This window comes from Sinosporangium siamense (genome assembly GCF_016863435.1).
GTDB classification, from domain to species: Bacteria; Actinomycetota; Actinomycetes; order Streptosporangiales; family Streptosporangiaceae; genus Sinosporangium; species Sinosporangium siamense.
This window is the reverse complement of record NZ_BOOW01000036.1, coordinates 139,210-164,672: the sequence shown is the minus strand read 5'-3', so window position 1 is coordinate 164,672 and position 25,463 is coordinate 139,210. Positions and strand designations below refer to the sequence as shown.

General features: G+C 66.2%; 24 protein-coding genes. 9 read left to right on the top strand and 15 right to left on the bottom strand.

Features of this window, described 5'->3' with window-relative positions; translation table 11 throughout:
- Nucleotides 1-65: 65 nt before the first annotated feature.
- Nucleotides 66-329, bottom strand: a complete 264-nt coding sequence (locus Ssi02_RS28195) for a hypothetical protein (protein WP_204030610.1) — start codon at nt 327-329, stop codon at nt 66-68.
- Nucleotides 330-726: 397 nt separating this feature from the next.
- Between Ssi02_RS28195 and Ssi02_RS28190 the strand changes: the two genes are divergently transcribed.
- From Ssi02_RS28190 to Ssi02_RS28180, 3 genes are all read left to right on the top strand, one after another.
- Nucleotides 727-1,431: an RNA polymerase sigma factor gene (locus tag Ssi02_RS28190; protein ID WP_204030609.1), complete on the top strand. Its 705-nt coding sequence runs from the start codon at nt 727-729 to the stop codon at nt 1,429-1,431.
- 89 nt (nt 1,432-1,520) lie between these two features.
- Entirely contained in the window at nt 1,521-2,720 is a 1,200-nt protein-coding gene (locus tag Ssi02_RS28185; protein WP_204030608.1) for an ROK family protein, read from the top strand.
- The gene (locus Ssi02_RS28180) at nt 2,720-3,118 is read left to right on the top strand and encodes a hypothetical protein (RefSeq protein WP_204030607.1); all 399 of its coding nucleotides are present in this window, start codon (nt 2,720-2,722) and stop codon (nt 3,116-3,118) included. The genes Ssi02_RS28185 and Ssi02_RS28180 overlap by 1 nt, the downstream gene beginning before the upstream one ends.
- A gap of 110 nt (nt 3,119-3,228) precedes the next feature.
- Here the strand turns inward: Ssi02_RS28180 and Ssi02_RS28175 are convergent, their stop codons facing one another.
- The 6 genes from Ssi02_RS28175 to Ssi02_RS28150 all read right to left on the bottom strand — a co-directional run bounded on the left by Ssi02_RS28175 (nt 3,229) and on the right by Ssi02_RS28150 (nt 10,438).
- A complete protein-coding gene (locus Ssi02_RS28175) occupies nt 3,229-4,218 on the bottom strand; it encodes an ABC transporter ATP-binding protein (protein ID WP_204030606.1) in 990 nt (329 codons plus the stop codon).
- Nucleotides 4,215-5,210 (bottom strand): ABC transporter ATP-binding protein, encoded by a 996-nt coding sequence (locus Ssi02_RS28170; RefSeq protein ID WP_204030605.1) that lies wholly within the window; start codon nt 5,208-5,210, stop codon nt 4,215-4,217. The genes Ssi02_RS28175 and Ssi02_RS28170 overlap by 4 nt, the downstream gene beginning before the upstream one ends.
- A 49-nt stretch (nt 5,211-5,259) precedes the next feature.
- Nucleotides 5,260-6,135 carry an ABC transporter permease gene (locus Ssi02_RS28165; RefSeq protein ID WP_204030604.1) on the bottom strand — a complete coding sequence of 292 codons (876 nt, stop codon included), beginning with the start codon at nt 6,133-6,135 and terminating at the stop codon, nt 5,260-5,262.
- Nucleotides 6,132-7,085: an ABC transporter permease gene (locus Ssi02_RS28160; protein WP_204030603.1), complete on the bottom strand. Its 954-nt coding sequence runs from the start codon at nt 7,083-7,085 to the stop codon at nt 6,132-6,134. Before Ssi02_RS28160 ends, Ssi02_RS28165 begins: the two co-directional genes overlap by 4 nt.
- A gap of 11 nt (nt 7,086-7,096) precedes the next feature.
- Entirely contained in the window at nt 7,097-8,710 is a 1,614-nt protein-coding gene (locus Ssi02_RS28155) for an ABC transporter substrate-binding protein (protein WP_204030602.1), read from the bottom strand.
- 99 nt (nt 8,711-8,809) lie between these two features.
- Nucleotides 8,810-10,438 (bottom strand): amidohydrolase, encoded by a 1,629-nt coding sequence (locus Ssi02_RS28150; RefSeq protein ID WP_204030601.1) that lies wholly within the window; start codon nt 10,436-10,438, stop codon nt 8,810-8,812.
- Between the two features lie 197 nt (nt 10,439-10,635).
- Here Ssi02_RS28150 and Ssi02_RS28145 point away from each other — a divergent pair, with 197 nt between their 5' ends.
- Both Ssi02_RS28145 and Ssi02_RS28140 read left to right on the top strand, forming a co-directional pair.
- Complete coding sequence (locus Ssi02_RS28145; protein WP_204030600.1) at nt 10,636-11,562, top strand: LysR family transcriptional regulator; 927 nt, start codon at nt 10,636-10,638, stop codon at nt 11,560-11,562.
- A 154-nt stretch (nt 11,563-11,716) separates the two neighbouring features.
- The gene (locus Ssi02_RS28140) at nt 11,717-11,914 is read left to right on the top strand and encodes a hypothetical protein (protein ID WP_204030599.1); all 198 of its coding nucleotides are present in this window, start codon (nt 11,717-11,719) and stop codon (nt 11,912-11,914) included.
- Between the two features lie 80 nt (nt 11,915-11,994).
- Here the strand turns inward: Ssi02_RS28140 and Ssi02_RS28135 are convergent, their stop codons facing one another.
- Nucleotides 11,995-13,143: an N-acetylglucosamine-6-phosphate deacetylase gene (locus Ssi02_RS28135; RefSeq protein WP_204030598.1), complete on the bottom strand. Its 1,149-nt coding sequence runs from the start codon at nt 13,141-13,143 to the stop codon at nt 11,995-11,997.
- Between the two features lie 64 nt (nt 13,144-13,207).
- Nucleotides 13,208-14,194, bottom strand: a complete 987-nt coding sequence (locus Ssi02_RS28130; RefSeq protein ID WP_204030597.1) for a LacI family DNA-binding transcriptional regulator — start codon at nt 14,192-14,194, stop codon at nt 13,208-13,210.
- Nucleotides 14,195-14,562: 368 nt separating this feature from the next.
- Here Ssi02_RS28130 and Ssi02_RS28125 point away from each other — a divergent pair, with 368 nt between their 5' ends.
- From Ssi02_RS28125 to Ssi02_RS28110, 4 genes are read left to right on the top strand one after another with little or no spacing between them, the layout of a single operon-like run.
- Entirely contained in the window at nt 14,563-15,309 is a 747-nt protein-coding gene (locus Ssi02_RS28125) for an SDR family NAD(P)-dependent oxidoreductase (protein WP_275410752.1), read from the top strand.
- A 52-nt stretch (nt 15,310-15,361) separates the two neighbouring features.
- Nucleotides 15,362-16,312 (top strand): dihydrodipicolinate synthase family protein, encoded by a 951-nt coding sequence (locus Ssi02_RS28120; protein WP_204030595.1) that lies wholly within the window; start codon nt 15,362-15,364, stop codon nt 16,310-16,312.
- Entirely contained in the window at nt 16,309-17,910 is a 1,602-nt protein-coding gene (locus Ssi02_RS28115) for an acyl CoA:acetate/3-ketoacid CoA transferase (RefSeq protein ID WP_204030594.1), read from the top strand. The genes Ssi02_RS28120 and Ssi02_RS28115 overlap by 4 nt, the downstream gene beginning before the upstream one ends.
- Entirely contained in the window at nt 17,907-18,701 is a 795-nt protein-coding gene (locus Ssi02_RS28110) for an enoyl-CoA hydratase/isomerase family protein (RefSeq protein WP_204030593.1), read from the top strand. The genes Ssi02_RS28115 and Ssi02_RS28110 overlap by 4 nt, the downstream gene beginning before the upstream one ends.
- Nucleotides 18,702-19,098: 397 nt before the next feature.
- Here the strand turns inward: Ssi02_RS28110 and Ssi02_RS28100 are convergent, their stop codons facing one another.
- From Ssi02_RS28100 to Ssi02_RS28075, 6 genes are all read right to left on the bottom strand, one after another.
- The gene (locus Ssi02_RS28100) at nt 19,099-19,809 is read right to left on the bottom strand and encodes a 6-phosphogluconolactonase (protein ID WP_239129876.1); all 711 of its coding nucleotides are present in this window, start codon (nt 19,807-19,809) and stop codon (nt 19,099-19,101) included.
- Nucleotides 19,810-20,099: 290 nt separating this feature from the next.
- Nucleotides 20,100-21,323 (bottom strand): glucuronyl esterase domain-containing protein, encoded by a 1,224-nt coding sequence (locus tag Ssi02_RS28095; RefSeq protein ID WP_204030590.1) that lies wholly within the window; start codon nt 21,321-21,323, stop codon nt 20,100-20,102.
- An 11-nt stretch (nt 21,324-21,334) separates the two neighbouring features.
- Nucleotides 21,335-22,318: a LacI family DNA-binding transcriptional regulator gene (locus Ssi02_RS28090; protein WP_204030589.1), complete on the bottom strand. Its 984-nt coding sequence runs from the start codon at nt 22,316-22,318 to the stop codon at nt 21,335-21,337.
- Between the two features lie 16 nt (nt 22,319-22,334).
- Nucleotides 22,335-23,120, bottom strand: coding sequence for a carbohydrate ABC transporter permease (locus tag Ssi02_RS28085; RefSeq protein ID WP_204030588.1), 786 nt, complete (start codon nt 23,118-23,120; stop codon nt 22,335-22,337).
- An 89-nt stretch (nt 23,121-23,209) separates the two neighbouring features.
- Nucleotides 23,210-24,010 carry a carbohydrate ABC transporter permease gene (locus Ssi02_RS28080; RefSeq protein ID WP_204030587.1) on the bottom strand — a complete coding sequence of 267 codons (801 nt, stop codon included), beginning with the start codon at nt 24,008-24,010 and terminating at the stop codon, nt 23,210-23,212.
- 89 nt (nt 24,011-24,099) lie between these two features.
- Nucleotides 24,100-25,380 (bottom strand): ABC transporter substrate-binding protein, encoded by a 1,281-nt coding sequence (locus Ssi02_RS28075; protein WP_204030586.1) that lies wholly within the window; start codon nt 25,378-25,380, stop codon nt 24,100-24,102.
- Nucleotides 25,381-25,463 lie beyond the last annotated feature (83 nt).

The window sequence follows — 25,463 nt, the reverse complement described above, 5'->3', positions numbered from 1 at the left end:
CCGACCTCCTCGATCATCGCCCCTGATCTCCGCCGCACTGACCCGCTGCGCGGCCGGAACAGACTTCAGCCCCCTCCAAACGGGCGCGGGGCGGGATCGATGCGGGAAGCAGGCAGCTTCCCCTCGGATCCCTCCAACGCGAAGCCCCTCCCCTCATTCAGCGGCCAATCGATCGTGTAGCTCACTTGAAGGCCGCGCTCGCGAGCGATCCGCGCGATCTCGGCTGCGCTCTTGCCCTTGGCCGGCACCCCGGCCAGGGCCTCACCCGGCAGAGTCGCATCGACCGACACCACGTACGGCTCACCCGGCTGGGCCGTACGGCCGAGCATGAATTCCGCAGGTTCTGACAGGATCGCGCTGACACGCCTAGATGCGCTTTCCGCATTCTGCGTTTTCGTAGGCGATTCGGCTCCGGCGCCGTCCGCCTTTCGGACGAGTTCGAAATAGGGGAACGGTGCTGGTCACCTCGGCCGTACCGGCTCTTCCCACCCGAGCCGCCACACGTTGTCCCGTCACGGCGATAAAATCTTTGCCGATAGTGAGAAGTAGCACCCGCGGCCTGACCTACAAAGGGAATGCAAGGCCCGTGGGGCCCACAATGCGGTGGGTCCTGAAGCGTGGCGGTGAAAGATCCGTTTTTCCGCTCGAGGCCAGGTAGAAGGTGACGGTGACTCATGCGAAAGAACACCCTGTCCCGGTACTCCAGGTTACTGAGATGGGGCGTCCATGTCACAACCCCCCGATAACCACGAAGAGCTAATCAAGCAGCTGGCCGAGGAGAATTTCCGAGGCCCGCTCTGGGAGAGCACAGAGCGCAAGCTGGCGGCGTACGGACTCCAGATCTTCCAGTCCTGGATCGCCAAAGGCGAGATCTTCACCAGGCTCGGCGCCAAACGAATGCCCGTCGGCAGCGGCAGCCAGAAGTTTCCCGAACTGGATCAGGAGGCCGCCAGAATCATCCCGGTCCAGGTCGTCGGAGCCGCCCTCGTGACGTTCAAGGCCAGGCTGGCCGAGGGCTGGTGGTCACCGGATGGAGGGGCCGGCTTGAAAACGGCATTCATCCACGAATGTCTCGTCCAATTCCCCAACGCCTACCGCCAGTGGGCCAAGGAACGGCGCTATGACGATCAGCTCATAGGCGACGAGAAGATCAATCAGTACGTGACCGACACCGGGCGCAACGAGGACTTCGGCGATCCGGCCGACGTGGTGATCAGCCGCGAGCGTACCCGAGAGTTGCTGGAACGCCTTCCCAGCGACCTATTGCGCGCGGCCTTTTTTCTGCACTCCTTGGGCTACACGATGCCGGAGATCGCCGAGTTCCTCGGCGTCAAACAGAAGAAGATCGAGAACGCGGTCTACCGCTATCGCGGCCGGCAGAAACTCAGGCCGGCCGATGAAAACGGGTCCGGGGAGGAAGGAAAACAATGACGATCCCCCAGTCTGGCGTACCGGCCGCTCGCAAGCGGCGACATCCCGCAGACGTGAAACGTCGTTCCTTCACAAGTCTCGGAGCTCTGATGCCGGAACAGCACAACAAAGGCGTGTTTTCCCAGGAGGGATACGACAGCACAGTGAACAACGGTGCGATGGAGGAACTGGAGCGGCTCCTCGCCTCATCATCTCCGCAGGGCGCGGACGCGGCGGACACCGTCGCGCCCGAACTCGTGGATGCGGCCATCGACCGGGCCAGGGAACTGGAGGATTCCCGCTGGGCGGTCGGCATTGAACTGCTGCCCTACCGGCTGGTGGCCACGCTGATCGACAAGAAGGGCCGGCGGCTGCTGGACGGCCATCGGCGGCTGAAAGACATGAGCGTCTCCCACGTGGTCGCCGCGTCGGCGGCGCTGGCCAAGAGGCTCGTGAAGGCTGCGGGGCTGGACTACCTGCCCGCCGGGCACGTGGCGCTCGGACTGGTCGTCGGCGGTCCGGTGGACAGCGAGGCCGGAGTTGTGCGGTTCTACTGCAAGAGCCCACCCATCGATCGGCGAGAAGAGCTGGGTTTCACCACATGGCACAACGAGCCTTTGGGCACACCGCTCCAGGACCAGACCGACTGGCCGGTGGCGATCGCCAACGACGCCAGTGCCCTGGCGGTTTATCAGCGGTGGTTCGGCCTCGGCCGGTCGCGCTCCACGTTCGCGCTGCTGGTGGTGCGTGAAGGGGTCGGGGGCGCGTACATCGAGGACGGCAGGCTCAGCCGTGCGTCGGTCGAGGTCGGCCAGGTCAACAGCAAAGACTTGGGGCGGCCGTGCGACTGCGGCCGCGAAGGCTGCATCGAGGCCAGCGCCGGCACCCGGGGCATACTGTCGGCACTGTACGACGTCACTGCCCACCTGGCTTCAGGGGGGCTGGTCGGCGCGGTCCAGTTGGCTGAGGCCGCCGACGGCGACGTTCGGGAAAAGGTGCTGGCTGCCTTCAGGGAGGCGGGCACCGGCCTGGCACACGGCGTCGGTCTGATGATCAACATGTTCGCTTCGCCGCTCGTGGTCTACCTTCCTCCGATTCTCTCCGAGCCCGACAGCAACGCGGCCACCGAATACCTCGCCAGGATGCGCACGTTCACCGACTACACGCATCAGGCATACTCCGGCTTCGAGGTGCTCCCCCAGCCGCTGGGCCCGTACGACGGAGCCCATGGCGCCGCGCTGATCGCGCTGGAACGACGCTTGGGGGTCCACCCCGAGATCGCCACGGATGACGCTGAGGCCGGAAGGTGATGCGATCCTCGTTAGGCAAGACCCGCGCCGGCGCCGTGGCGGGAACTGCCGCCTGCGCCAGTCCCGGCGGCCTCGCCCTGGTCCTCCTCAACAGCCAGCAACCTGACGGACCCCTGTGCACGCTGGTCGCGATCCTCGCCCTGATCCCGTTCCTGCTGATCGGTCTGGGCATGTGGCTCGACCACCGCCTGGAGATGAGCAGGCTCGCCAGGAAAACGGAGACCACGAAGATCTACGCGCATATGGCGGCTGCCTTCGTGGCCAAGGGCAGCAGCGAACTGGAGAAGGCCGACGAGTCCGCGACGGCCGCCCAAAGCATGCTGGTCCTAGACGTGGCCCAGAACGCCAACAAGCTCCCCTTCGCCCTGCCCACCACCGTGGCCAGGCTCTCCGCGTGAGTACTACCGCCGGTCGGGCCTGAGCCAGCCGTGGGGCCCGCGGGCGGCGTGATGGCCCGGATCCCCGTACGGCGTGCGCCGGCAGCGCTTCGCCGTACGGGGTGGGCCGGTCAGTCGACGGTGCCTGGGGAGACGAGGTGGCACGCGACCAGCTGACCGGACGCGGCGCCCGGCAGGAGCGCCGGAGGCCGTTCGCGGCACACGTCCTGCGCCACCGGGCAGCGCAGGTGGAAATGGCAGCCGGGTGGTGGGGCGAGTGGGCTGGGAATGTCCCCGGACAGGGTGATCCGCTGGCGGCTGCGCTGTTCGTCCGGGTCGGGCACCGGTGCGGCGGACACCAGCGCCTGGGTGTACGGATGGGCGGCCCGCTCGTTCAGTGTCTCGGAGGCGACGACCTCCACGACCCGGCCGAGATACATGACCAGGACGCGGTCGGCCACGTATTCCACCGCCGCCAGGTCGTGGCTGATGAAAAGGCAGGCGAACCCAAGATCGCGTTGAAGGTCCTTGATGAGGTTCAGGATCGATGCCTGAATGGACACGTCCAGGGCCGAGGTCGGCTCGTCCGCCACGACCAGCGAGGGGGAGGCGATGAGCGCGCGGGCGATGCTCACCCGCTGACGCTGCCCGCCGGACAGTTCGTGCGGGAAGCGCGTCCCGGTCGAGTGGGGCAGCCCCACCAGGTCGAGCAGCTCGGCCACCCGCCGGGGGTGGTCCCCGGATCGGCCCATGCCGTGGATGACCAGGGGCTCGGCGACGATGTCGCGCACCGTCATGCGGGGATTGAGCGAGGTGGCCGGGTCCTGGAAAATCATGGTGAAGCCGGTGCGCAGACGGCGGAGCCGCCCACGCCGCAGCGCGGAGATCTCCGCGCCGTCGATGACGACGCTGCCGCCGGTGGGCGGGTGAAGCATCACCACGCACCGGCCGACCGTCGACTTGCCGCTGCCCGACTCCCCGACCAGGCCGACGATCTCGCCCTTGCCGATGGAGAAGCTCACGTCGTCGACGGCGCGCACGATGCCCGCGGCGGTCTTGAAGTGTTTGGTCAGCCCGGTGACCTGCAGTGCGGGCCGGACCCCGTTCACGGTCGTGCTCATCGAACCGCTCCCTTCACCGCAGGCGCCGTCTGGGCGCCCGGATGCCAGCAGGACACGGCCTGACCGGGGCCGGCCTCGGCGAAGCCCGGTCGCGCGGTATGACACCGTTCGGAGGCGATCGCGCATCGCTCGGAGAAGGTGCACGCGTCCGGGGAATCGCGCAGGGTGGGCACCGTACCCGGGATGCCGTGCAGCCGCCGGTCACGCCCGCCGCCCCGCTGGGGGATCGCCTCCAGCAGCCGCCGGGTGTATTGGTGCTGCGGGTCGTTGAACAGCGCTCGCACCTCGGCTTCCTCCACCTTCCGTCCCGCGTACATGACGATCACCCGGTCGGCGATGTCCGCCACCACCCCGAGGTCGTGGGTCACCAGCAGCACCGCCATGCCCGTCCCGTCCCTCAGCTCCTTGAGCAGTTCCAGGATTCCGGCCTGGATCGTCACGTCCAGCGCGGTGGTGGGCTCGTCCGCGATGAGCAGGCGCGGCTCGCAGGCGATGGCCATCGCGATCATGACGCGCTGGCGCATCCCTCCGGACATCTCATGCGGATAGCTCGCATATCGCTGCGCAGGGGCGGGGATCCCGACCCGTTCGAACAGGTCGATCACCCGGAGCCTGGCCTTGGCGGCGGACAGGCCCCGATGCCGGCGCAGCACCTCCGCCACCTGCTTCCCCACCGTGACCACCGGATTCAGTGAGCTCATCGGGTCCTGGAAGACGCAGGCCACCTGCTTGCCGCGAACCAACCTCAGCTTCCGCTCCGACGCGCCCAGCAACTCCTGATCGTCGAAGCGGGCGGAGCCGGAGATCTCCGCCTGCGGTCCCTGGAGGCCGAGCAGGCTCATGATGCCGACGCTCTTCCCGCAGCCGGACTCGCCGACGAGTGACACGATCTCGCCCGGCTCCAAGTGGTAGGAGAGGCCGTCGACAGCGAGGACCGGCCCCTTCTTGGTGGAGAAACGCACCGTGAGATCACGGACATCCAGCAGGCTCATGTCGGCTCTCCCTTGACGGCCCTCATCGGCCTACCGACCGCAACGGTCCTCATCGGCTTACCGACCGCGGGTCGAGCGCGTCACGCAGGACGTCGCCGGTGAGGTTGAACGCGAGTGTGATCGCCACGATGGCGATGCCGGGGAAGACCGGCATCCACCAGGCGACCTGGAGGAAGGACTGGCCGGTCGCCAGCATCACTCCGAGCGACGGCGCCGGCGGCTGGACCCCCAGGCCGAGGAAGGAAAGCAGCGCCTCGCCGAGGATGGCCGCGGGGATGGAGACGCTGATCTGGACGAGCAGGGCGCTCGCCGAGTTGGGCAGGATGTGGCGGAACAGGATGCGGCTGTCGCGAGCACCGGTCACCGTCGCCGCCGCGGCGTAGTCCATCCCGCGCAGGCGCAGCGTCTCACTGCGGGCGACCCTGACCATCCCCGGGAGCTGGGAGATCGCGATGGCGATCGCCGCGTTGAGCCCCGAAGCCCCGAGGATGGCGGCCAGGCCGACCGCCGTCACCAGGTGGGGGAAGGCGAGCGTGACGTCGACCAGGCGGGAGACGAACAGGTCGACCTTCCGGTAGAAGCCCGCGAGCAGGCCGAGTACGACACCGAGGGCGGTGGCGGCCAGAACGGCGATCAGACCGATCTGGACCGACGCCCGCAGGCCGTAGATCGTCCGGGAGAGCACGTCGCGGCCGAGGTCGTCGGTGCCGAGCAGGTATTGCCCACTCGGCGCGAGCAGTACGGCGTTGAAATCGGTGGCGTCCGGGTCGTAGGGGGCGAGTAGCGGTGCCAGTACTGCTATCGCCACGATCACCACCACGGCGACCAGGGCGCCGACGGCCGCGCGGTTGCGGACGAGGGAGAACCGTCTGCGTGAACCGGCGGATTCCGCCGCCGTCTTCAGGGAGAGGTCGCCGCCGGTCACGCCGAACCTCCCGACATGATCCGCATCCGCGGGTCGAGCAACGAATAGAGCAGGTCGGTCAGCAGGTTGATGACGATGTAGGCGGTGGCGGTGATCAGCACAACCCCCTGGATGAGCGGGTAGTCGCGGGTGGTCACCGCGTCGATCATGAGCTTGCCGAATCCCGGGATGACGAACACCTGCTCGGTGACGACCGCGCCCGCGATCAGCGTGCCGAGTTGCAGGCCGACGACCGTCGCCACCACGACCAGGCTGTTGCGCAGCGCGTGCTTCACCACGACCTGACGCCGGCTAAGCCCCTTGGCGATAGCCGTACGGACATAGTCGGTGGTGAGCGCCTCCAGCATCGCGGCGCGGGTCTGGCGCATGATCACCGCGGCGAACGCCGACCCGAGGACGAGGGCCGGCAGCACCAGGTGGGTGACGTGTGCCACCGGATCTACGTCGATCGGGACGAACCCCGACGCCGGCAGGATCGGAATCATGATGGCGAACACCAGGATGGCCATGATTCCGAGCCAGAACGCGGGGATCGACAGGCCGATCAGCGCCCCGACGCTGACCAGCCAGCCCGTGGCCTTTCCCCGCCCCAGGGCCGCGATCACCCCGGTCGTGACGCCGATGGCGACGGCCACCGATATGGCCACCACCGCCAGCTCCAGCGTCACCGGAATCGCGCCGGCGATGACTTCGGAGACCGGCATTCCAGTCCGCACCGATGTCCCGAGGTTTCCGGTGACGATCTGCTCCAGGTACTTCACGAACTGTACGGTGATCGGCAGGTCGAGGCCGTATTGCTGTCGTACGGCTTCCAGGGCCGCCGGATCGCCTTCCTGTCCGACGAGGGCGACCGCCGGGTCTCCCGGCAGCGCCCGTACCCCGAGGAATACGACGGCGACGGCGATCAGCAGGGTGATCAGGGCGCTGCCTGCACGGGCGAGAAAACGCACGAGGTTCTCGCTTAGCCTCGGCCGGTCACGCGCGCGGCGCGGAAGTCGACTACTCCGTTGGGCTGGGCCGTGAGGCCCTCCATCGAGTCGCGCACCCCGGCGTAGAAGGACGGGCGGAGCAAGTAGATCATGGGCAGTTCCTTGGCGAGTTCGACGGTGAGCTGCCCGTAGAGTTCACGCCTCTTGTCCATGTCGGGTGCCGACCGCGCCGTGGTGACCATTTCGTCGACCTTCGGGTTGGAGTAGTTCCCGTAGTTGGACGGGCTCCCGGTGGAGACGAAACGGCTGATGTTGGCGTCCGGGTCGATCCGTCCCGACCAGGTGTTCATGTGCAGCTGGAACTCCCCGGCGGTCGCGGCGGCCAGCACCGCCGTCGAGTCCCGCGCGTCGATCTGCAGGTCGAAACCACCCTCCTGGACCATCGACTTCAGGGCCTGGGCGATCCGGGTGAACTCGGGGGTGTTGCTGAGCAGCACCGAGACCTTGACCGGTGTGGTAACGCCCGCCTCCTTCAGCAGCTCCTTCGCCTTCTGCGGATCGTGCGGCGTGCACGCGGTGGCCGGCTCACTGGCCAAGGCGGACGACGGCGCGATGAAGCCGCAGGCCGCGGCGTATTGGCCGTTGTAGACCACCTTGTTGAGCGCCTCGCGGTCGATGCTCAGCTCAAGGGCCTTACGGACCCTGAGGTCCTGCAGCGGCCCCTCGACCTTGCCGGGCTTGCCGATCTGGCCGGTGTTCCCGCCGTTCACCTCCAGGCCGATGAAACCGATTCCGTTGGACTTGATGATCTTCGTGCCGTTCTTTCCGTCGAGGCCGGCGACGTCCGTCGTCGGAACCCGTTCCACGACGTCGATGTCGCCGGACCGGAGGTTCGTCACCCGGACGGTCGAGTCCGCGATGACCTGGAAGGTCACGCTGTCCAGCTGGATCTTGGCGGCGTCGTAGTAGTTCGGGTCCTTGACCACCTTGACGAAGTTCTGCGGAGCCCGGCTGTCGTACTTGAACGGGCCGACGCAGACGGGAGAGGCACCGAAGTTGTCCCCTGCCGCCTTGAGCGCGGTCGGCGACATGACGAGGCCCGCGCGGTCGCTGAGCATGACGCTGAACGCACCCGGCGAGATGGGCTTCTTCATCGTCAGCCGCACGGTGTGCTCGTCGGCGACCGCGACGCTCTCAAGCGCGGCCAGCTCGTTCTTCCGCTGCGAACTCGGGTGGGTCAGGTGCCGTTCGAGGGACACCTTGACCGCCTCGGCGTTGAACGGGGTGCCGTCGGCGAACTTCACGCCCTGGCGCAGTTTGACGGTGACGGTCTTGTGGTCCTCGCTGAACTCCGGCTCACTCGCGGCGAGCCGGGGCACCATGGTGGCCTCGGGGCTGATCGCGTAGATCGTCTCGCACATCGCCTCGTAGACCACGACGGAGGAGAAGGTGTTGGCCAGTGTCGGGTCCAGCTGCCCCGGTTCACCGGCCACGGCGTATTTGACGTCCTTGCCTGTGCCGCCACGCGCCCCCTGCGTGGTGTTCAACTGGGAACTGCAGGCGCCGGTCGCGACCAGGGCGCCGACGGCGAGAATCGAGTACAGGGCGCGCTGCGTCCCCTGGGGAAATGCTCTGAACGATCTCATGTGGTTCCTTGGAGATCAGGATGTTTCGAGGGGGAGTAGGGGGCACCGGCCGATAGGACGGCACCGTGATTGCCAGGTGTTCGTCTTATACGGTCTCGGTCAGCCGACGATGCCGCTCGTCCACACGGTGCGGCCATCCAACAGAGTCAGTTCCGAGGTGATGGTGTGGATCTCTTCGGTGGGAATCGTCAAGTAATCCTTGGAGAGCACCACCAGGTCGGCACGGTTGCCGGGGACGAGACGCCCCCGGGATTCGTCCTCGAAGGTGCACCAGGCGCTCCCAACTGTATAGCCCCGCAGAGCTTCCTCCCTGGTCAGCAGGTTTTCCTGAGCCAGCGTCGGGGTGCCCGCCACGGTGAGACCGGTGAGGAACCACTCCAGGCTGGTGAACGGGTTGTAGGAGGCGCCGCGCATGCCGTCCGAGCCCAGGGCGATCGGGACGCCCGCCTCGATGAGCTTGCGCATTTCCGGTGACTTCGCGATGAGCGGTGCGCCCCAGGACTTGATGGACGCATCACCGTGGAACCGCATCAGGCTCTGGGCCATCACGCCCGCCCCGAGGGCCTTCAACCGGGGGATGTGCTCTTCGGTGATCCCGACGCCGTGCACGATCGTCCAGCGAAGGCCGGAGATCGGGTGCTTCTTGTCGATGCGCTCCCATACGTCTAGTAGCCGGTCGATGTACCGGGTGTGGAACGCGTGGATCTGCACAGTCCACCCCTTGGCGGCGAACGGCGTGAGTAGCCGCTCGTGCAGCTCCATGGCCTCGTCCGAGGTGTCGCCCGGGGTCTCCATGAGATCATGGCTGTGGAAGATGATCACTTCGCCGATGCCCGACATCCGCATCATGTCGTCGCCGAAGTGCGGCTCAAGGAACCGGGCGTAGCCCGACAGATCCTCTTCCTCCGTGCCGGGCGCGGCCCCGTGCTTGAAGAGCCGTACCCTGGTGGAAAGCTCACCCCGGCGCCACGTCTCGTAGATCGGATGGTAGACGTCCGGCCCGGTGTTGAAGCCGCCGCCGTCGATGCAACCGGTCAGGCCGACCCGGGCGAACTCCCGGGACAGGGAGGCCGTCGAGGCGACCTGGTTCTCGAAGGCCGGGGTCGGGAGCTGCCGATAAAACCACGGCATCAGCTGGACGCCACGCCCGCGGCCGGTCAACTCGCCGTTCTCGTCCCGCTCGAACCTCCCAAGGTGGGTGACGGACGCCACCAGTTCCTCGGTGATCCCCATGGCCTCCATGGCGAGCGTGTTGAGCTGAACGTAGGTGTACTGCATCTGGACGTAGACGGGGTGGTCGGGGGCGACCCGGTCCAGTTCCTGTCTGGTCGGCCCCCGGCCGCCGTCCCGGAACTGCCGCTCGTCGAAGCCGCCGATAACCCGGATCCAGCTGCCCTTGGGCTGCCGCCGCGTCGCCTCCGCGACCAGTTCAAGCCCGGTGGACAGCTCATAGACGTCCTCCCACCGGATTTCGTCGTCCCAGGTGAGGCCGGCCCGTACGAAGTGGACGTGTGAATCGATCAGTCCGGGGATGACCCGGCGACCGCCGAGATCCACCACCTCGGTGGATTCCCCGGCCAACGACCGGATCTCCTCGTCACCCCCCACCGAGGTGATCACACCGCCGGCGATCGCGAGGGCGCTGACCTCGCCGACCTCGGCGACCTCGGCGAGAGTGGTGATCCGGCCGTTGACGAGAATCCGATCGGGAATCGCGGATGAGGTCACAACGCCTCCAACAGAGTCAGCCCACGCATCGGCGCGGCTGCGGATGGGAGCGCGGACGTCAGGACCATGATGAGAATCCGGCCGGAGATTACAGATCGTGACGATCCACGCTCGACGGTTACGCATTCAATGTCGCGGCGGATACCCCGCGAGGTCCAACAGAAGCTTTCAAAGGTAGGTATGGATAGCATCACTAGATGGAGCTACGGCAAGTAGAGCACTTTGTCGCCGTCGCCCAAGAGCTCAACTTCTCCAGGGCCGCCGAGCGGCTGCACCTGGGTCAGTCGGCGGTCTCCTCGTCGATCCGGGCGCTTGAGCGCGACCTGAACACGGTCCTGTTCATCCGGGACAGCCGGACCGTTCAGCTCACCCAAGCCGGCCGGGTCTTCCTGCCCGCGGCCCGCCGATTGCTTGCCACCGCACGCGAGGCCCTCGACGACGTCTCGTCCGTCAGCGGGCTGCTCACCGGCACGATCAGAATCGGGATCATCCAGACACTCGAGGGGATCGACATCCCGGGCGCCCTGGCCGATCTCCGCAAGCGCCATCCGGGACTTTCCGTTCACCTCCGCGACGAGCAGCCGCACACCATGCTCACCGATGTGGCGAAGGGCCGGCTGGATCTCGCCGTGGTTCCCGCGAACGGCGACGAGGTCCCCGGCGTACAACTGCAGCCGCTGCACCGCGAGGACTTCGTCCTGATCACATCGCCGACGCACCGCCTTGCCGACCGGGTGACGGTAGACCTCGACGAACTGGCCGACGAGGTGTGGGTCGAGTTCCTCAAAGGCAGCACGCTGCGCCAGGTCAACGACGAAGTCCTCGGCACATCGCGCACCGTCGTGGCCGACCTCGGCCAGATGGCGCTGCTGGTCTCGCTCGTCCAGGCCGACGTCGGCATCGCCATCGTCCCGCGCTGCGTGGCCGAGAACGCCGGCATGCCGACCATCGGCATCCGCCAGGCCTTCCCACCCCGCGAGATCCTGCTGGCCCACCCCGCCGGCCCGATCAGCGCCTCGGCCTCCGCCGTCATCGAGGCCTTCCTATCGGCCAAACGCCGCCGCAGCGCCCGCACACGCACCCGGCTGAACCCGGCCCCCGAGAACCCAGACTCCGGCACTTGACCGGCGCGCCGTAGGTTCAAACGCGAGTACGGCGAAGCACTGGCGGCCTCGCACCGCGCTCTTGGAGCGAGTGATTCCCGAGAAGCACGGGCGGCCTCGCACCGCGCTCTTGGAGCGAGTGATTCCCGCGTGGTGCCGGTCGCGGAGGCCCGGGGTGCCGTCGCGGGTCAGCCCCTCGGCAATGCCCCGCCTGGTCGAGGGCGAGCCGCTGATGCTCGTGGTCGGCGGTGTGCGGCTCGCGGCCCTGCTGGTACGCCACAGGCACGAGTGCGGAGACGAACTCGACCGGCCCACCCAGTTCGCCGCCGCCAACATGCGCCAGGAGCTCTACCGGCAGCCGATCCTCACGTAGCCACAGAAACCTCGGGCCGGACACCTCGCGAGATCCAGCACTGGTGTAGCCGTGCCGGCACCGATAGCAGTCCGCAGGTGCTATGCGGCGGGCTCCAGAAGACGGCCTCCCTGTACGACCTGGCGGATGTCGAGACGGTCGGCTCCCGGCTCCCAGGCGAACTGGATGAGGTCGGCGGGCTCTCCTACTGAGAGCCATCCGCGGTCGTCGACGTGCCGAGAGGGGTTGATCGTCGCCATCTGCAGGGCGTCACCGAGGCCGATCTGCGCAAGCTTGGCAGTCGTCGCGACGCAGTCGGCGAGCGGGCGTGCAGCCCCGGACATGAACGGAGTGCCGACCTTGTTGGTTCGCCCGTCGGCGGTCAGCTCGACTTGTCCGCCTACCGGCGTCTCGTAGACGCCGGCCGGCAGACCGGCGAGCGCGATGGAGTCGGACACGATGATGGAACGCTCGCGCCCCTTCGCGCGGACCATCGAACGGAGTGTGTGCTCCGGCAAGTGCAGGCCGTCGCCGATGAACCCCGCGGTGAGTCGGTCGTCGGCCAGCTGGGTCCAGATGTAGTTGGGATGACGGAGCACGTACTCGTGGGCACCGTTGCCGAGGTGTGTCGAATGGACCGCACCGGCCTCGATGCACTCCAGGACTTCGTCCGGCGTTGCGCTGGTGTGTCCGATTGCGCATCTAACGCCCGAGTCGGTGAGCGCGCGAATGTATGCGGGCGCCTCCGCATAGTGCGCCGACAGCGTCACCATGCCGACCAGACCTCGACCCGCTTCCTGCCAGCGCTTGAACTCGGCGACGTCTGGGGGGCGGATGTGCTCGGCCGGGTGTACGCCGCGAGGGCCGTCCTCCGCCGAGATATGCGGACCCTCAATGTGGACGTATGGGATGGCGTTGTGCACGATCGGGTTCGCTCGGCGCGCCGCGTCGATCACCGAGAGGGAGCGGCAGATCTGCGCTTCGCTCGAAGTGATGACGGTTGGGATCGCTCGAGTGGTCCCGTTCTCGGCGAGCGCTCGCACGAACGCCTCGACCTCGGTGAGACTGAGCTCAGCCGAGTTGATGTCATGCCCGGCAAAGCCGTTCACTTGCAGGTCGAGAAGTCCGGGCGAGATCCACAGCTGCGTGTCGCTCTCGACCGACGTGATTTGCTCGATGCCGGCCTCGGTGAAATGGACAGAGATCGCCTGACCGCTCAGGGGGTCGCGTCCAATCATTTGGTCAGCCATGTGGGCTCCTTATCTTCGTGAGGGTCGAGTCACGTTGCGGCAAGATCATCGGCGTCGGCTGGATCTACGCTTTCGCGATCGCTGCGACCGAGGCGCGGACGACGACCTCTGCGGGCAGGAGCACCGACGTCGCTGTGGCCTCTGCGCCCTCGATGAGGGCGCGCAACTCGCTCCAGGCACGCTCGCCGAGGTCTCCGAGCGGCGTGCGGACCGTCGTGATCTCCGGGTTCGAGAGTGACGCGTAGCCGACGTCGTCGAACCCGGTAACGGAGATCTCGTCGGGAACGGACACGTCCAGCTTGCGCAGGCGGCTTATCGTCGATGAGGCGATAAAATCGTCGAACGAGAGGATCGCGGTTGTCCCGTCGGAGAGAGCCGTGTTGATCGCGGCGTCCAGCTGGTCGGAATCCGCTGCTTCAAGGATGGTCGGGATCGCGCCAAATGTCTTGGCTGTCTCGAAGGCGCGGCGCCGCTCCCGGTCACCCCATGATCGCGGTGGACCGGCGAAGTAGGCGATGCGGCGGTGCCCCAGGTCCATGGTGTGGGCGATCAGACCGAGCATCGCGGCGTAGAAATCGACACCGACTTGCGGTGCCCGCACGCCGGGCGCAAGGCGATCCACGATGACCACCGGCCGGAGATCGTCGACGAGGGACTCCAGCTCCGAGTCATCGAGCTGCGGCGCGCACAGGATCAGGCCGTCCGCGCGCTGGCGAAGGGTCTCGTAGGCGAGTCGTTCGCTCGTGAGGCTGGTATCCGCCACGAGCAGGTGGAAACCGACTTCGGAGGAGGCAAGTCCGATTGCCCTGAGTATTCGCGCGAAATAAAGGTCCGCGAGATCGCGAACGGCAACGCCCACGGTCCGCGTGCGCCCGTTCTTCAGATCACGGGCTGCGGAGTTCGGACGATACCCGAGCCTCTCGACGGCGGCCCGAATCTGCTCAGGGTTACGAACAGGGAATCCGGAGAAGTACCGGGAGATGGTCGATTTGGACACCCCAGCGAGCTCGGCGACTTCCTGAATCGTCGGTGGGGCCTTAGAACCTGCCACTACTTCGCTCCCATCTACACCTACGCACGGCGTCCGAACGATCCATCGTCATCAGATCTCGACCCTGCCCTGCGTGGTGACCGTAGCGCCCGATGCGCGAGGAGGTGTAGTCGGGCGTGCCGAGCGCCGCGATCGACGTGTCCCCCCGGGCATCCGTGTTGCCACGGCAAGACGATCACAGTCTTTCTGCAATCGTTTCGAGTATGTAGCCCGGCTAGCATACGCATAGGCGGCCGACGGATTCAAGTCCTGTTTGACCCGGCTAGTCATGGTTTCACAAGCATCCCCGATGCTGTCTTCAGCGGAGCCAGCGGGGAGTTGACGAACCAAAAAAGCTCGTGCTGCAATCGTTCCCACTAGGAGGACCAATGCAGTTCGAGGGAAAGCGCGCCGTCGTCACAGGAGGCGGGTCGGGAATCGGCCTGGCTGTGACCGAGCGGCTCATCAGAGACGGGGCCGAGGTGCTGGTCGTCGACAGGACGGCGATGGATCCCCCATCGATTCAAGTGCTCGCGGAGGCGCGTGATCGGCTGCGCGTGGTCGTCGGTGATGTCGGTCGCGAAGAGACCTGGGACGGTGTTGCGGCCGCCATGCATGGCGGGTGGGACATCCTGGTCAACAGCGCTGGCTACGGAATCAAAGCCGATATCACGCAGACGACCCTGGCCGCGTGGAACGCGATCTTCGAGACGAACGTTACCGGGGTCTTCCTCGGCAGTCGACGAGCCGTGGAGGCGATGCGGGAGCGAGGGGGCAGCATCGTGAACATCGCCTCGGTGCTCGGCCAGATCGCGACTCCGGACCGCGCCGCATACAGCATGACCAAGGCCGCCGTCATCGGCCTGACCCGTGCGATGGCCGTCGATCATGCGCCCCAGAACATCCGTGTGAACTGTGTTGCGCCAGGCACGATCGACACTCCGTACTTCGACAAGATCGATCGAGATGTCGGCGACCCGAAGACATACCGGCGGCGCCTCGCCGATCGCCAGCTCCTCGGTCGACTCGGCCGGGCTGACGAGATCGCGGCGGCCGTGGCGATCCTGGCCGGTGACGAGCTCAACTTCGCAACCGGCTCCGTGATGACGGTGGACGGCGGATGGAGCATCTGGTGATCGACGAGACACAACGACTGCCTCTTAAGAGTCAGGACGAAAGGAACAGTGAGTGACTGCCATCGACTTCAGGGGACTCACTGCCGCCACGGTGGTGCCGATGACGCCGGATCAAAAGCCGGATGAGGCGGCCCTGCGCCCATACATTCGCTGGGTCGCCGGCCAGGGCGTGACCGCTTTGGCGATCAACGTGGACACCGGTGAAACTGCGCACCTCTCTCCGGCGGAGCGTCGCCGAGTGCTCGAGATCGTGCGTGAAGAGCTGCCGTCCGGCGTCGGGCTGGTCGCCGGGCTCGGAGGCCCCTACACGGAGGCAGCGCGCCGGCAGGCGCGTGAGTATCGAGCGATCGGCGCTGACGCGTTGCTCGTGTTCCCTATCCCGGCCTACTACTCGACGCCACTCGACCCCGAGATCCCATACCGCTACCATTCGGCGATCGCGGAGGCGGGCGTGCCGATGATCCTCTTCCAGCTCCAGCCTGCCCTCGGGGGCGCCGTGATCCCGCGACCCGTTCTTGAGCGGCTGCTCTCCATCGACGGTGTCGTCGCACTAAAGGAGGCATCCTTCGACGCCCGCACCTTCATGGACACGGTCGAGATCGTCGGCGAGGCAGCGCACGACGTCGTGATGCTCACCGGCAACGACAACTTCATCTTCGAGTCGCTCGTGCTCGGAGCCGAGGGCGCCCTGCTGGGATTCGGAACCATCATGGTGCGAGAGCAGGTGGAACTCATCAAGCTCGTCGCGGCCGGATCGCTCGGTGAAGCACGGATGCTCGGCAAGCGCGTCCAACGTCTCGCCGATATCGTGTTCGCCCCGCCGGTGGCGAACTATCGCGCCCGGGTGAAGGAGGTACTCGCCCTTCAGGGTGTGATTCCGAGCACTCAGATGCGGGAGCCACTCCTGTCGCTCCGTGAGGACGAGCGCGAGCTGATTCGCACGACGTTGGAGGACATGGACCTGCTCACGGCCGAGGGCACCGTCGCCGGGGCTCGACCATGAGGGTGCTCACGGCCGCGCAAGCGGCGGAACTCGTCCAGGACGACGACACCCTGCTGATCGGTGGGTCCGGTGGTGGTCATGCGGTTCCCGAGTCGATCCTCGCCGCGTTGGAGGATCGATTTCTCGCCAGCGAGAGTCCGCAGCGCTTGACTGCCCTGCACCCTGTCGGTCTCGGCGACGAGGACCGGCTCGGGGTCGGCCATTTGGCTCATGAGGGGCTACTCAAGCGCGTCGTCTGCGGTGCATTCACGGATGCCCCGAAGGTCGCTGCCATGGCGGCCGCCGACACCATCGAGGCATACACCCTTCCCCAGGGCGCGCTGTCGCAGTTGATGCGCGAGATGGCGGCGGGCAGACCCGGCCTGGTCACGAAAGTGGGCCTGCACACGTTCGTGGATCCTCGTTCCCTCGGTGGCCGGCAGAGTGCCTCGGCCACCGAGGATCTCATAGAGCTTGTCGAGTTTGATGGCCAGGAATGGCTGCGATACAAGCCCTTCCGCCCCGATGTCGCGCTTCTCCGCGGCACTACGGCGGACGAGGACGGGAACCTCAGTATGGAGCAGGAGGCTGTCTTCGGTGAGATGCTCTCGATGGCACAGGCGACGAAGCGCGCGGGCGGCATCGTGATCGCCCAAGTGCGGCGGATCGCTAGGCGGGGCACACTGCCGCCGAAATCGGTGAAGGTCCCCGGGATCCTGATCGATGCGATCGTCGTCGACCCGGATCAGCGCCAGACGTATGACACCGCGTACAGCCCTGCCTACGCCGGAGAGATCCGCGTCCCTGCGGGCGGCCTTCCGATTCCGCCGATCGATATCCGCACCGTGATCGCACGTCGAGCCGCGCTCGAGCTCTATCCGGGAGCGGTATGCAATCTCGGCGCGGGGATCTCGACCCGGATCGCGGCCGTCGCCTGGCATGAAGGTGTCACGGATGCAGTGACCTTCACCAATGAGCAGGGACTGATCGGCGGCGCTCCGGCAAGCGGGAACGATGCCGGAGCCGCCACAAACTACAGCTGCATGGTGGATCAGCCGTACCAATTCGACTTCTACGACGGCGGCGGCCTCGACCTCGCCTTCCTCTCGTTCGCCGAGGCGGACCGTGCGGGAAATGCCAACGTCAGCCGATTCAACAACCGCATCATCGGTGTGGGCGGCTTCGTGAATATCAGCCAAAATGCACGCAAAATCGTTTTCAGCGGAACGTTCACGGCCGGCGGCCTCAAGGTAGAGGTCGCGGACGGCGCACTGCGGATTCTCAGCGAGGGGCGCCATCCGAAGTTTGTTGAGGCTGTCCAGCAGATCAGTTTCAACGGGAAGTACGCGCTGGAGAATGGGCAGGAGGTCATGTTCGTCACCGAACGTGCCGTCTTCCGGCTGACCCCGGGTGGCTTCACCCTCGTCGAGATCGCTCCCGGGATCGACTTGGAGCAGGATGTGCTCGCACAGATGACTTTCCCGCCGACGATCGCTCCCGAGCTCGCTGTCATGGACAGGCGACTGTTCGGTGCAGGAGAGATCGCACTCGCGGAAACAATGGCATCGAAGCCGCGATCGAGCAGGGTTCGGCGGAGTCACCTTTTGGAGGTCTCATGAGTGACGCGCTGGATGTCACCGTCGACGACGGCATCGCGCTGATCCGGCTCACGGCGCAACCCCTCGGCGTCTTGAATACCTCGGCGAAAGAGGCGTTTAGGGAGCTCATTGCAGGACTCGCCCTCGATACCCGCTTGCGAGCAGCCATAGTCACCGGCACCGGCACCGCCTTCTCCGTGGGTTCCGACATCAGGGAGTTTCGTCAGGAACGCGACTGGCTGTCCAGTGCCGCGCATCTCGAACAAGACCTGTGGACCGCGATCGAGGAGGCACCGTTCCCGACCATCGCCGCCTGCAACGGGACGACGCTCGGCGGAGGTGCGGAGCTCGCGATCGCCTGCGACATCCGCATCGCCGCCGAATCGGCACGTTTCGGGTTCCCCGAGGTCGCGGTCGGCACCTTCGCGTCCGCTGGAGGCACGCAGCGCCTTCCACAACATGTCGGCGCCGGAAACGCGAAGCGGCTCCTCCTGACCGGCGAGATCATCACGGCCCACGAAGCCCTCCGGATCGGGCTCGTTCAAGCCGTGGTCCCCGACGCAGACCTTCAAAGTCAGGCGCGAACTCTCGCGCACGACCTGACCTTGCGCTCGCCGACTGCGCTCGCCGCGACGAAGAACGCCGTGAACACCGGCCTTCGCCATGGCCGTAACGATGGACACGCGGCCGAGGACCGGCTCTCCGTCGATGTGGGGTTGACGGACGACGCCGCCGAGGGGCAGCGCGCCTTCCGTGAAAAGCGCCAGGCTCGCTTCGGCCCTCGAATGGCTCGGTGGGTATCCGGACGTTAGATGTACTCGGTCGGCAGGCTGGTGATGCGGGGGTAGTGAGAAGGCCTCCACTTTGGGTGGTGTTCAACGTCACGCGAAGGTGGAGGCATTCTCGTGGTCGAAGGAAATGCCCGGCTCACTTCGGCGGGCCGGATGATTGTTCGCCGGGTGCCGGTAGGGCGGCCGACCGCGCATGCCTCGAAGGAACTCGGCGTCTCGCGTCAGTGCATCCGTCGTCGGGTCACCCGCCTTCGTCCCGACAGTGCGGAGACGGAGGTCGTCAGCCGGCCATATGCCGGTTGAGGTCACCCGCCTTCCCCATTCGCGCCGGTCCCCGGCTCAACGGTATGGGTGGAGGACGCCACGACGATGGAGAACACCTCGAGAACGCTCTGCATCGCGCGGGAGCATGCGGTGCTCACAGGCCGAGCGGCAATAGGCCTGCCGCGTCGCGATCGACATGCACCTCGCAGCTCGGATGGCGACGAAGCACCGTGCAGGGCCACAGGGCACCAATCGGCTCCTCGACGAGTGCACGCACCGCTTCCGCCTTGCGGACGCCTGGGACGGAGCACACCAGGTGTCCACCGCGCATGAGGGCAGGGATGGTCAACGTGATGGCTTGGGTGGGTACGTCGGAGAGCGTCGCGAAGCAGCCGTCGTCTACCTGCTGGATTCGACTGACCTCATCAAGGCGGATAAGGCGAAGGAACTCGGGATCCTGGATGTCCGCATGGGGTGGATCGTTGAACGCGATGTGCCCGTTTACCCCGATGCCGAGGCAGACGAGGTCGATAGGTCCTTCCTCGAGCAAGGCGGCGTATCTGGCGATTGCGTCGGATACGCCAAGCTCGGACCCGATCTCATGGAAGCGAGCCGGTTCGACCGCATTGACGAGATGGGCCCGAAGCCAGTGGCCGAATCGTTGAGGCGCCTCCTGTGGCAACCCGACGTACTCGTCCATGTGCAGGATCGTGACGCGGCTCCAGTCGATGTCCGGCTCAAGGGCGAGCGCCCGATAGACCTCGGTCTGGCTCGGTGCCGCTGCCGCGATCATCCGTGCGGAGCCTCGTTCGGCGATCGCCGAACGCAGTGCGTGCGCAGCGGATCTCGCAGCAGCGGCACCCATGGTCCCTGGGTCGGAGTGCGCGGCGATGGAGAAGGTAGGAACGGTCATGAAGGTGATTATATCGAAAACGTTTGCATAAACTAGCGGGCGTCGCGCATCCTTGGCCCCAGCAGCCGTAACGGCGGAATGGGGACTTGTGCCGGCTCGGCCACCCGAGCGCCCGCGCCGCCCGACGCCCGACGCGATTAGTCGATGCGCTCCTCCCACGAGAGCACAACCTCGACAGCTCGCGGACCTCCATGCGACACGAAAAGCATGCCAATTACAGGTGCAATTTCCGGCGCATCACACTAGCCCGTGTTCGTCCAATGCTGGTCGGCGAAGTCCAGGACGTGACGCCAGTCTTCCTCAACCATCGCGTGCCTGCCTTCGCGAAGGTGGTATGACAAGCGCTCACCGACACGGACACCGGGCGTCGGGTAAGGAACGCGCAACGCATGCTCTGTAGCGAGGTCCGCGCCAGGCGGGGCAAGATCCGTCGGTGCTGTCCCGGCCGATCCGTAGAGCTCGAAGATCGGAGTCGCGTGCAGAGTGCTCAGGAACTCTCCGTAGGGATCGGCGCCGGGGTCGTCAGTGGCGCTCGCCACGTGTGTCGGCCGGGGGGCTACAAGCGCGACAAGCTGGTGCTGGTCAACCGGGAGCAGGTGGTCGGCGCCACGATACTCCGCAAAGCGCGGAGTGAACCAGTGCGGCCGCGCCGTGGTGATCACTCGGATGTCTTCGACGCCGACGTGCCGGAACAGGGATGCTCCACCGCAGCCGGATTCATTGCTCACGACGCCGGCGAAGCGGGTGTCCTGGGCCGCTGCCCACAGTGCTGTCTTACCGAGGCGCGAGTGGCCGACGGCGATTACCGCCGTTTGGTCGATCTCATCGATCGCGCCGAGTGCGTCCAAGGCCCGGGAGAGGCTCCATGCCCAGGCGCCGATCGCCCCCCACGCTGGTTGCCCGAGCCCGGAGGGGGCGCCGAACAGTCCCCGAACTCCGGTGTCGGCGTAGCCGGGCAGGTCGATTTCGAGCTCTTCGTACCAGATCGTGGCGACCGCGTATCCACGACCGTTGATCAGCGGGTACGGCCAGGCCCGGGTGTCGCTTCCTCGCTCGGTGGGGGGTGAGCCGTGAGCCTTCGCAACGGCCTCGACCGCGTCCGAGCGACGCACGTCGGTGTCGGTCGTGGTGGCGTGGTTGCCCCAGAAGTTGAGGCCGAGGAAGGCCGGAACGGGCGTGTCCGAGACCGGTGCGTAGACGAGCAGCGAGGCGCGCCTGACGCCGAGGGGGCCGGCGAGGATCAGGTCCGCCTCGATGCGAATCGCCGAGCCGCCGAGGGCGTCGGCGCGGCGGGAGACGACGGTGACATCGTCCAGCCGGCCCCCGGTGGGGGTGTGCCCGTAGACCGCATTCGCGAAGGACTCACGAATGCGCTCTCGGCGGCGCTCCCAACGCGCGATCGATGGTGCGGCGCCGTCTGCTTCCCAGAGCGAAGGCAGGTCGTACGGGGCGCCGGACTCGCTCACACCAGCGGCTTTCACGGTCGCCCGACGGACTCTCGCGGGACGAGATCGGCGCGTACAGCGATCGACGCCTCGCGATGCTGTTCCCCGTCCGGATCAAGCAGCCGTTCGACGGCGAGGCGCCCGACTCGATCGCTGTAGGCGGCGATAGTGGTCAGACCCGGCTGGACGAGGGCGGCAATCACGTCGTCGTGCCCGATCACGGAGACGTCGTCCGGCACCGATCTGCCGGTTCTTCGCAGACCTTGGATGATTCCGGATGCCAGGATGTCATCGAAGGCGATGACGGCGGTCACCGAGGCCTCGACCACGGCTGATGCCGCCTCGATCCCGTCCTCATATCTCGCAGCGGTCTCGTTGAGCACGGTTAAGTCGATGCCCAAGCCACCGGTTCGCTTCGCGACGGCTTTGAGTCGCTGCCGGTTGGCCCATGAGCGCGATGGGCCGGGCAGATAGGCGACTCTGCGATGTCCGAGTTCGGCGAGGTGAGCGATGATCTCACCGATCGCCGGCCCGGAGTCGGTGACGACGGACGGGACACCGCTGACCACACGGTTGATCAAGACGACCGGCACGATAGAGGCGATCTCCCGGATGTGTGTAGAACTCATCCGGGGCGCGCAGAGGATCAGACCTCGGGACTGCGGAGCGAGTTGAGCGGCCGCTTGCCGCTCGAACACCACACTCTCATCGGTGTCGGCGACCAGCACCCCCACGCCAGAGAGCCGCGAACGGCCCTGGGCAGCCTTCAATACCGTCGTCATGTAGGGGTTGGTGATGTCCGGCACGATCAGGCCGATGTTCGCCGGAACGCCGGTGATCAACGCACGGGCAAGGACGTTCGGCGTGAACCGGAGTCGCTCGGCGACCTCACGCACGTGTTGAACCGTGGTCGGCGAGAGCAGCTCTGGATTGGAGAACACCCTCGAGACCGTGGAAATCGAGACGCCGGCCGCTTCCGCCACGTCCTTCAGCTTTGCCGGACCTGTTCGGTTCATTGGGTCACCATCCCACTCATCCTTTGAGGGCGCCTTCGGCCAGACCTGAGAAGACCTGTCGCTGAAGCAAAAAGAACACGAGAAGCGGCGGAGCCATGACGATCAACGTTGCGGCGCTAATCACCCGCTGATCTGCGGAGAAGGCGCCCGACAAGAATTGCACACCGACGTTCACCGGATAGTTGGCCGGGTCGCTCAGGATCACGAGAGGCCAGAGGAAGAGGTCCCAGCTGTCGATGAAACCGAGCACCGCGACAACTGCCACCGACCCGTGCACCGACGGCAGCATGATCGACCAGAATGTTCGAGCCGGGCCGGCCCCGTCCATGACGGCCGCTTCCTCGATCTCGTTCGGGATTCCGATGAACGCCTGTCGCATCACGAAGATCGAGACGATGGAGACGGCTTGGGGGAGGACGACGCCGATCAGCGTGTCCTTCAGTCCGAGGCCGCGGGTCACCAGCAGGGTCGAGACGAGGATGACCTCGAAGGGCAGTGCAGCCGTGGCGAGGAGGACGCTCACATACAGGCCGCGTCCGCGGAAGGGAATCCGGGCAAGGGCGTAACCCGTCAGGGTCGCGAGGACGAGGTTGATCGTCACCCCGAGAACGGCGATCGCCGCCGAGTTCAAGAGATAGCGGCCAAGTGGCACCGTCGTGAACGCCGCGACGAAATTGGCGAACGTGGGGTCTGATGGGATCAGGTCCCCGGGGAATCCGACTGTCGACTCGCCTGGCCCCTTCAGCGCCGTGCTCAGCTGCCAGAGGAGTGGCGCGAGCACAACGCTTAGGGCGACGAGCATGAGCACCCACCGTATCGTGCGCTCGAGCGGTCGAATGTCGTTTCGTCCCCGCCGCCGCCGTACGGACGTCGCCTGTGAGTGAGCGGTCATCATGCACGACCTTTTCGGGTGAGAAGCCAGGACGCGGACGAGACGGCGAGGACGAACACGAAGAGCACAAGGCTGATCGCCGAAGCGTATCCAGCCTCCGTTCCGGGGGCGATTCCCTTCGAGAACAGATGGACGACGATTGTCGTTGACGACGTCCCGGGCCCGCCGGCAGTGAGCACGTACGGCTCGGTGAAGGCGCGGAGGGCCGAGATCGCGGTCAGTACGGTGACCAGGGAGATCGTGCCGCTGATCTGCGGGATGGTGACGCTGAACGTGCGCCGCAACCATGACGCCCCGTCGAGTTCCGCGGCTTCGTTGAGCTCTCTCGAGACGTTCTGCAACGCCGCGAGCAAGATCATGGTGTACAGGCCGCAGCCCTTCCAGATCGTGACGATCACGCAGCTGATCAGCGCCAGATGCGTGTTCGTGAGGAAGGGCACGGGTGCCGCGACCAGATGCAGTCCCTGCAGGAGTTGGTTCGCGAGGCCGTCCGAGGCGAGCACATACTGGAACATGAGCGCGACGACCGCCATCGGGAGCACGAGTGGGGAGAACAGGATGGGCCGGACGATGCCGGCTCCGCGCATCCTCGTGTTGATAAGGATCGCCAGCCCGATGGAGATGCCGACGATGAACGGTGTCGCCAGCAGGACGTAGAGACCGGTGTGACCGACCGCCTCCCAGAAGGAGGCGGACGAGAACATCTCCTCGAAATTGGCGAGGCCGGTGAACGTGCCGCCGCCGATCGTACTCGCGTCGGTGAACGCGAGTACGAACGTGTTCAAGAGCGGGGTGAACAAGAAAGCGAGCTGGACGAGCAGAACGGGTCCAATGAAAAGGAGGGGCACCCACCAGCGATGACGCCGGACGCTCGATTCGCTGACCGCTGTCACTTGCTTCGCTTCTGAAGCATCTCCGTGAGCCGCGTTTCCGCCGCCGCGAGCGCGTCCGCGACCGGCACCTCACCCGTGATCGCCGACTGAAGCGAAGCCCACAGCGTGGTCGCGTACTCGGCATCGACAGCGGGCGGCTTCGGTGTCGTCCGGCCGTCGAAGAGGATCTTGGCGACCATCTTCCTCGCCTCCGTCGGCGCGTCCGTGGGTTTGGCCGTGAAGAAGGGATCGTTGAGGGCCTTCACGGCGCTCGGGAACACAGCGGACTGTTGGGCCAGAGCGAGCTGGTTCTGCGCGTTGGTCACAAACTTCGCAAAGGCCAACGCAGTGGCCGCGTTCTTGCTGCTCTTCGGCACGGCCAGCCCGTGAGCGACGACCCACGTCTTTCCGTCGGCCGCGCCCATCGGCTCTTCGACGGCGATTGCGTCGTAGACGGCCGGTGCGTTCTCTTTAAGGATCTTCAGGCGCGAGGCGCCGGTCTCAAGGTAGACGGTCGCGCCCTGAGAGAAGGTGTCGATCTCGGCGCGCGGGGCGGCGGTGACCGAGTCTGCGGGGATGCCGCCGCTCGCATAGAGATCTGCGAGCTTCTGGACAAACTTGTGCGCCTCGGCGGTGTTGACCCGCGCCTTAGTCGAATCCTCGTTGACGAGCGGAACGCCCACGCTCAGTAGGTAGTCCGGGAACCGGACCGACTCCGGCTGAAAACCGGCCTTGCCGCTTTCCTTGGCGATCTTGGCCGAGACGTCGAGCAGTTCGGAGTACGTCGTCGGGGTGGCCGGCGAACCCGCCTTCGTGACAAGTGCCGAGTTCGCCAGCAGCACCGGGGAGTTCACGTACCAGGGCAGTGCGGCGACCGAGACGTCGCCGTAGTCGAACGAGTTCCACGCGGAGGCGACGTAGTCCTCCTTCAGCCCGCCCGCCGCGTCCGCCATGTCGACGACTCGGCCATCGCGCCCGAGTGGGGCGAGTGTCGCCGAGTCGAGGTCCATCACGTCGGGCAGCGAACCGGCGGCCGCGTCAGCGCTCACCTTCCGGGCCGTCTGATCGCTCGGAATGTCCGTCCACTTGACGGTCGTGTTCGGGTGCTCGGCCTCGAACCGTTTGATGAGCCCGTTGATGTAGTCGTCGAACGTCGGCGACAGTTGCATGGTCTGGAATGTGATGGTGCCCTCGATCTGTCCGTTCAGATCCGCATCCGCGACCTGTCCGGACCCGAGCCCGCATCCGCTGAGCATCAGCGCCATCGCGGTGGAGCCTGCGATGAGTGCTGCCTTCATCGATGTCTGCATTTGTCTACCTCTAGGATTTTCTGCAAACGTTTGATAGAAACTAACGCATGCCCAACGTTTCCCGTCAAGTA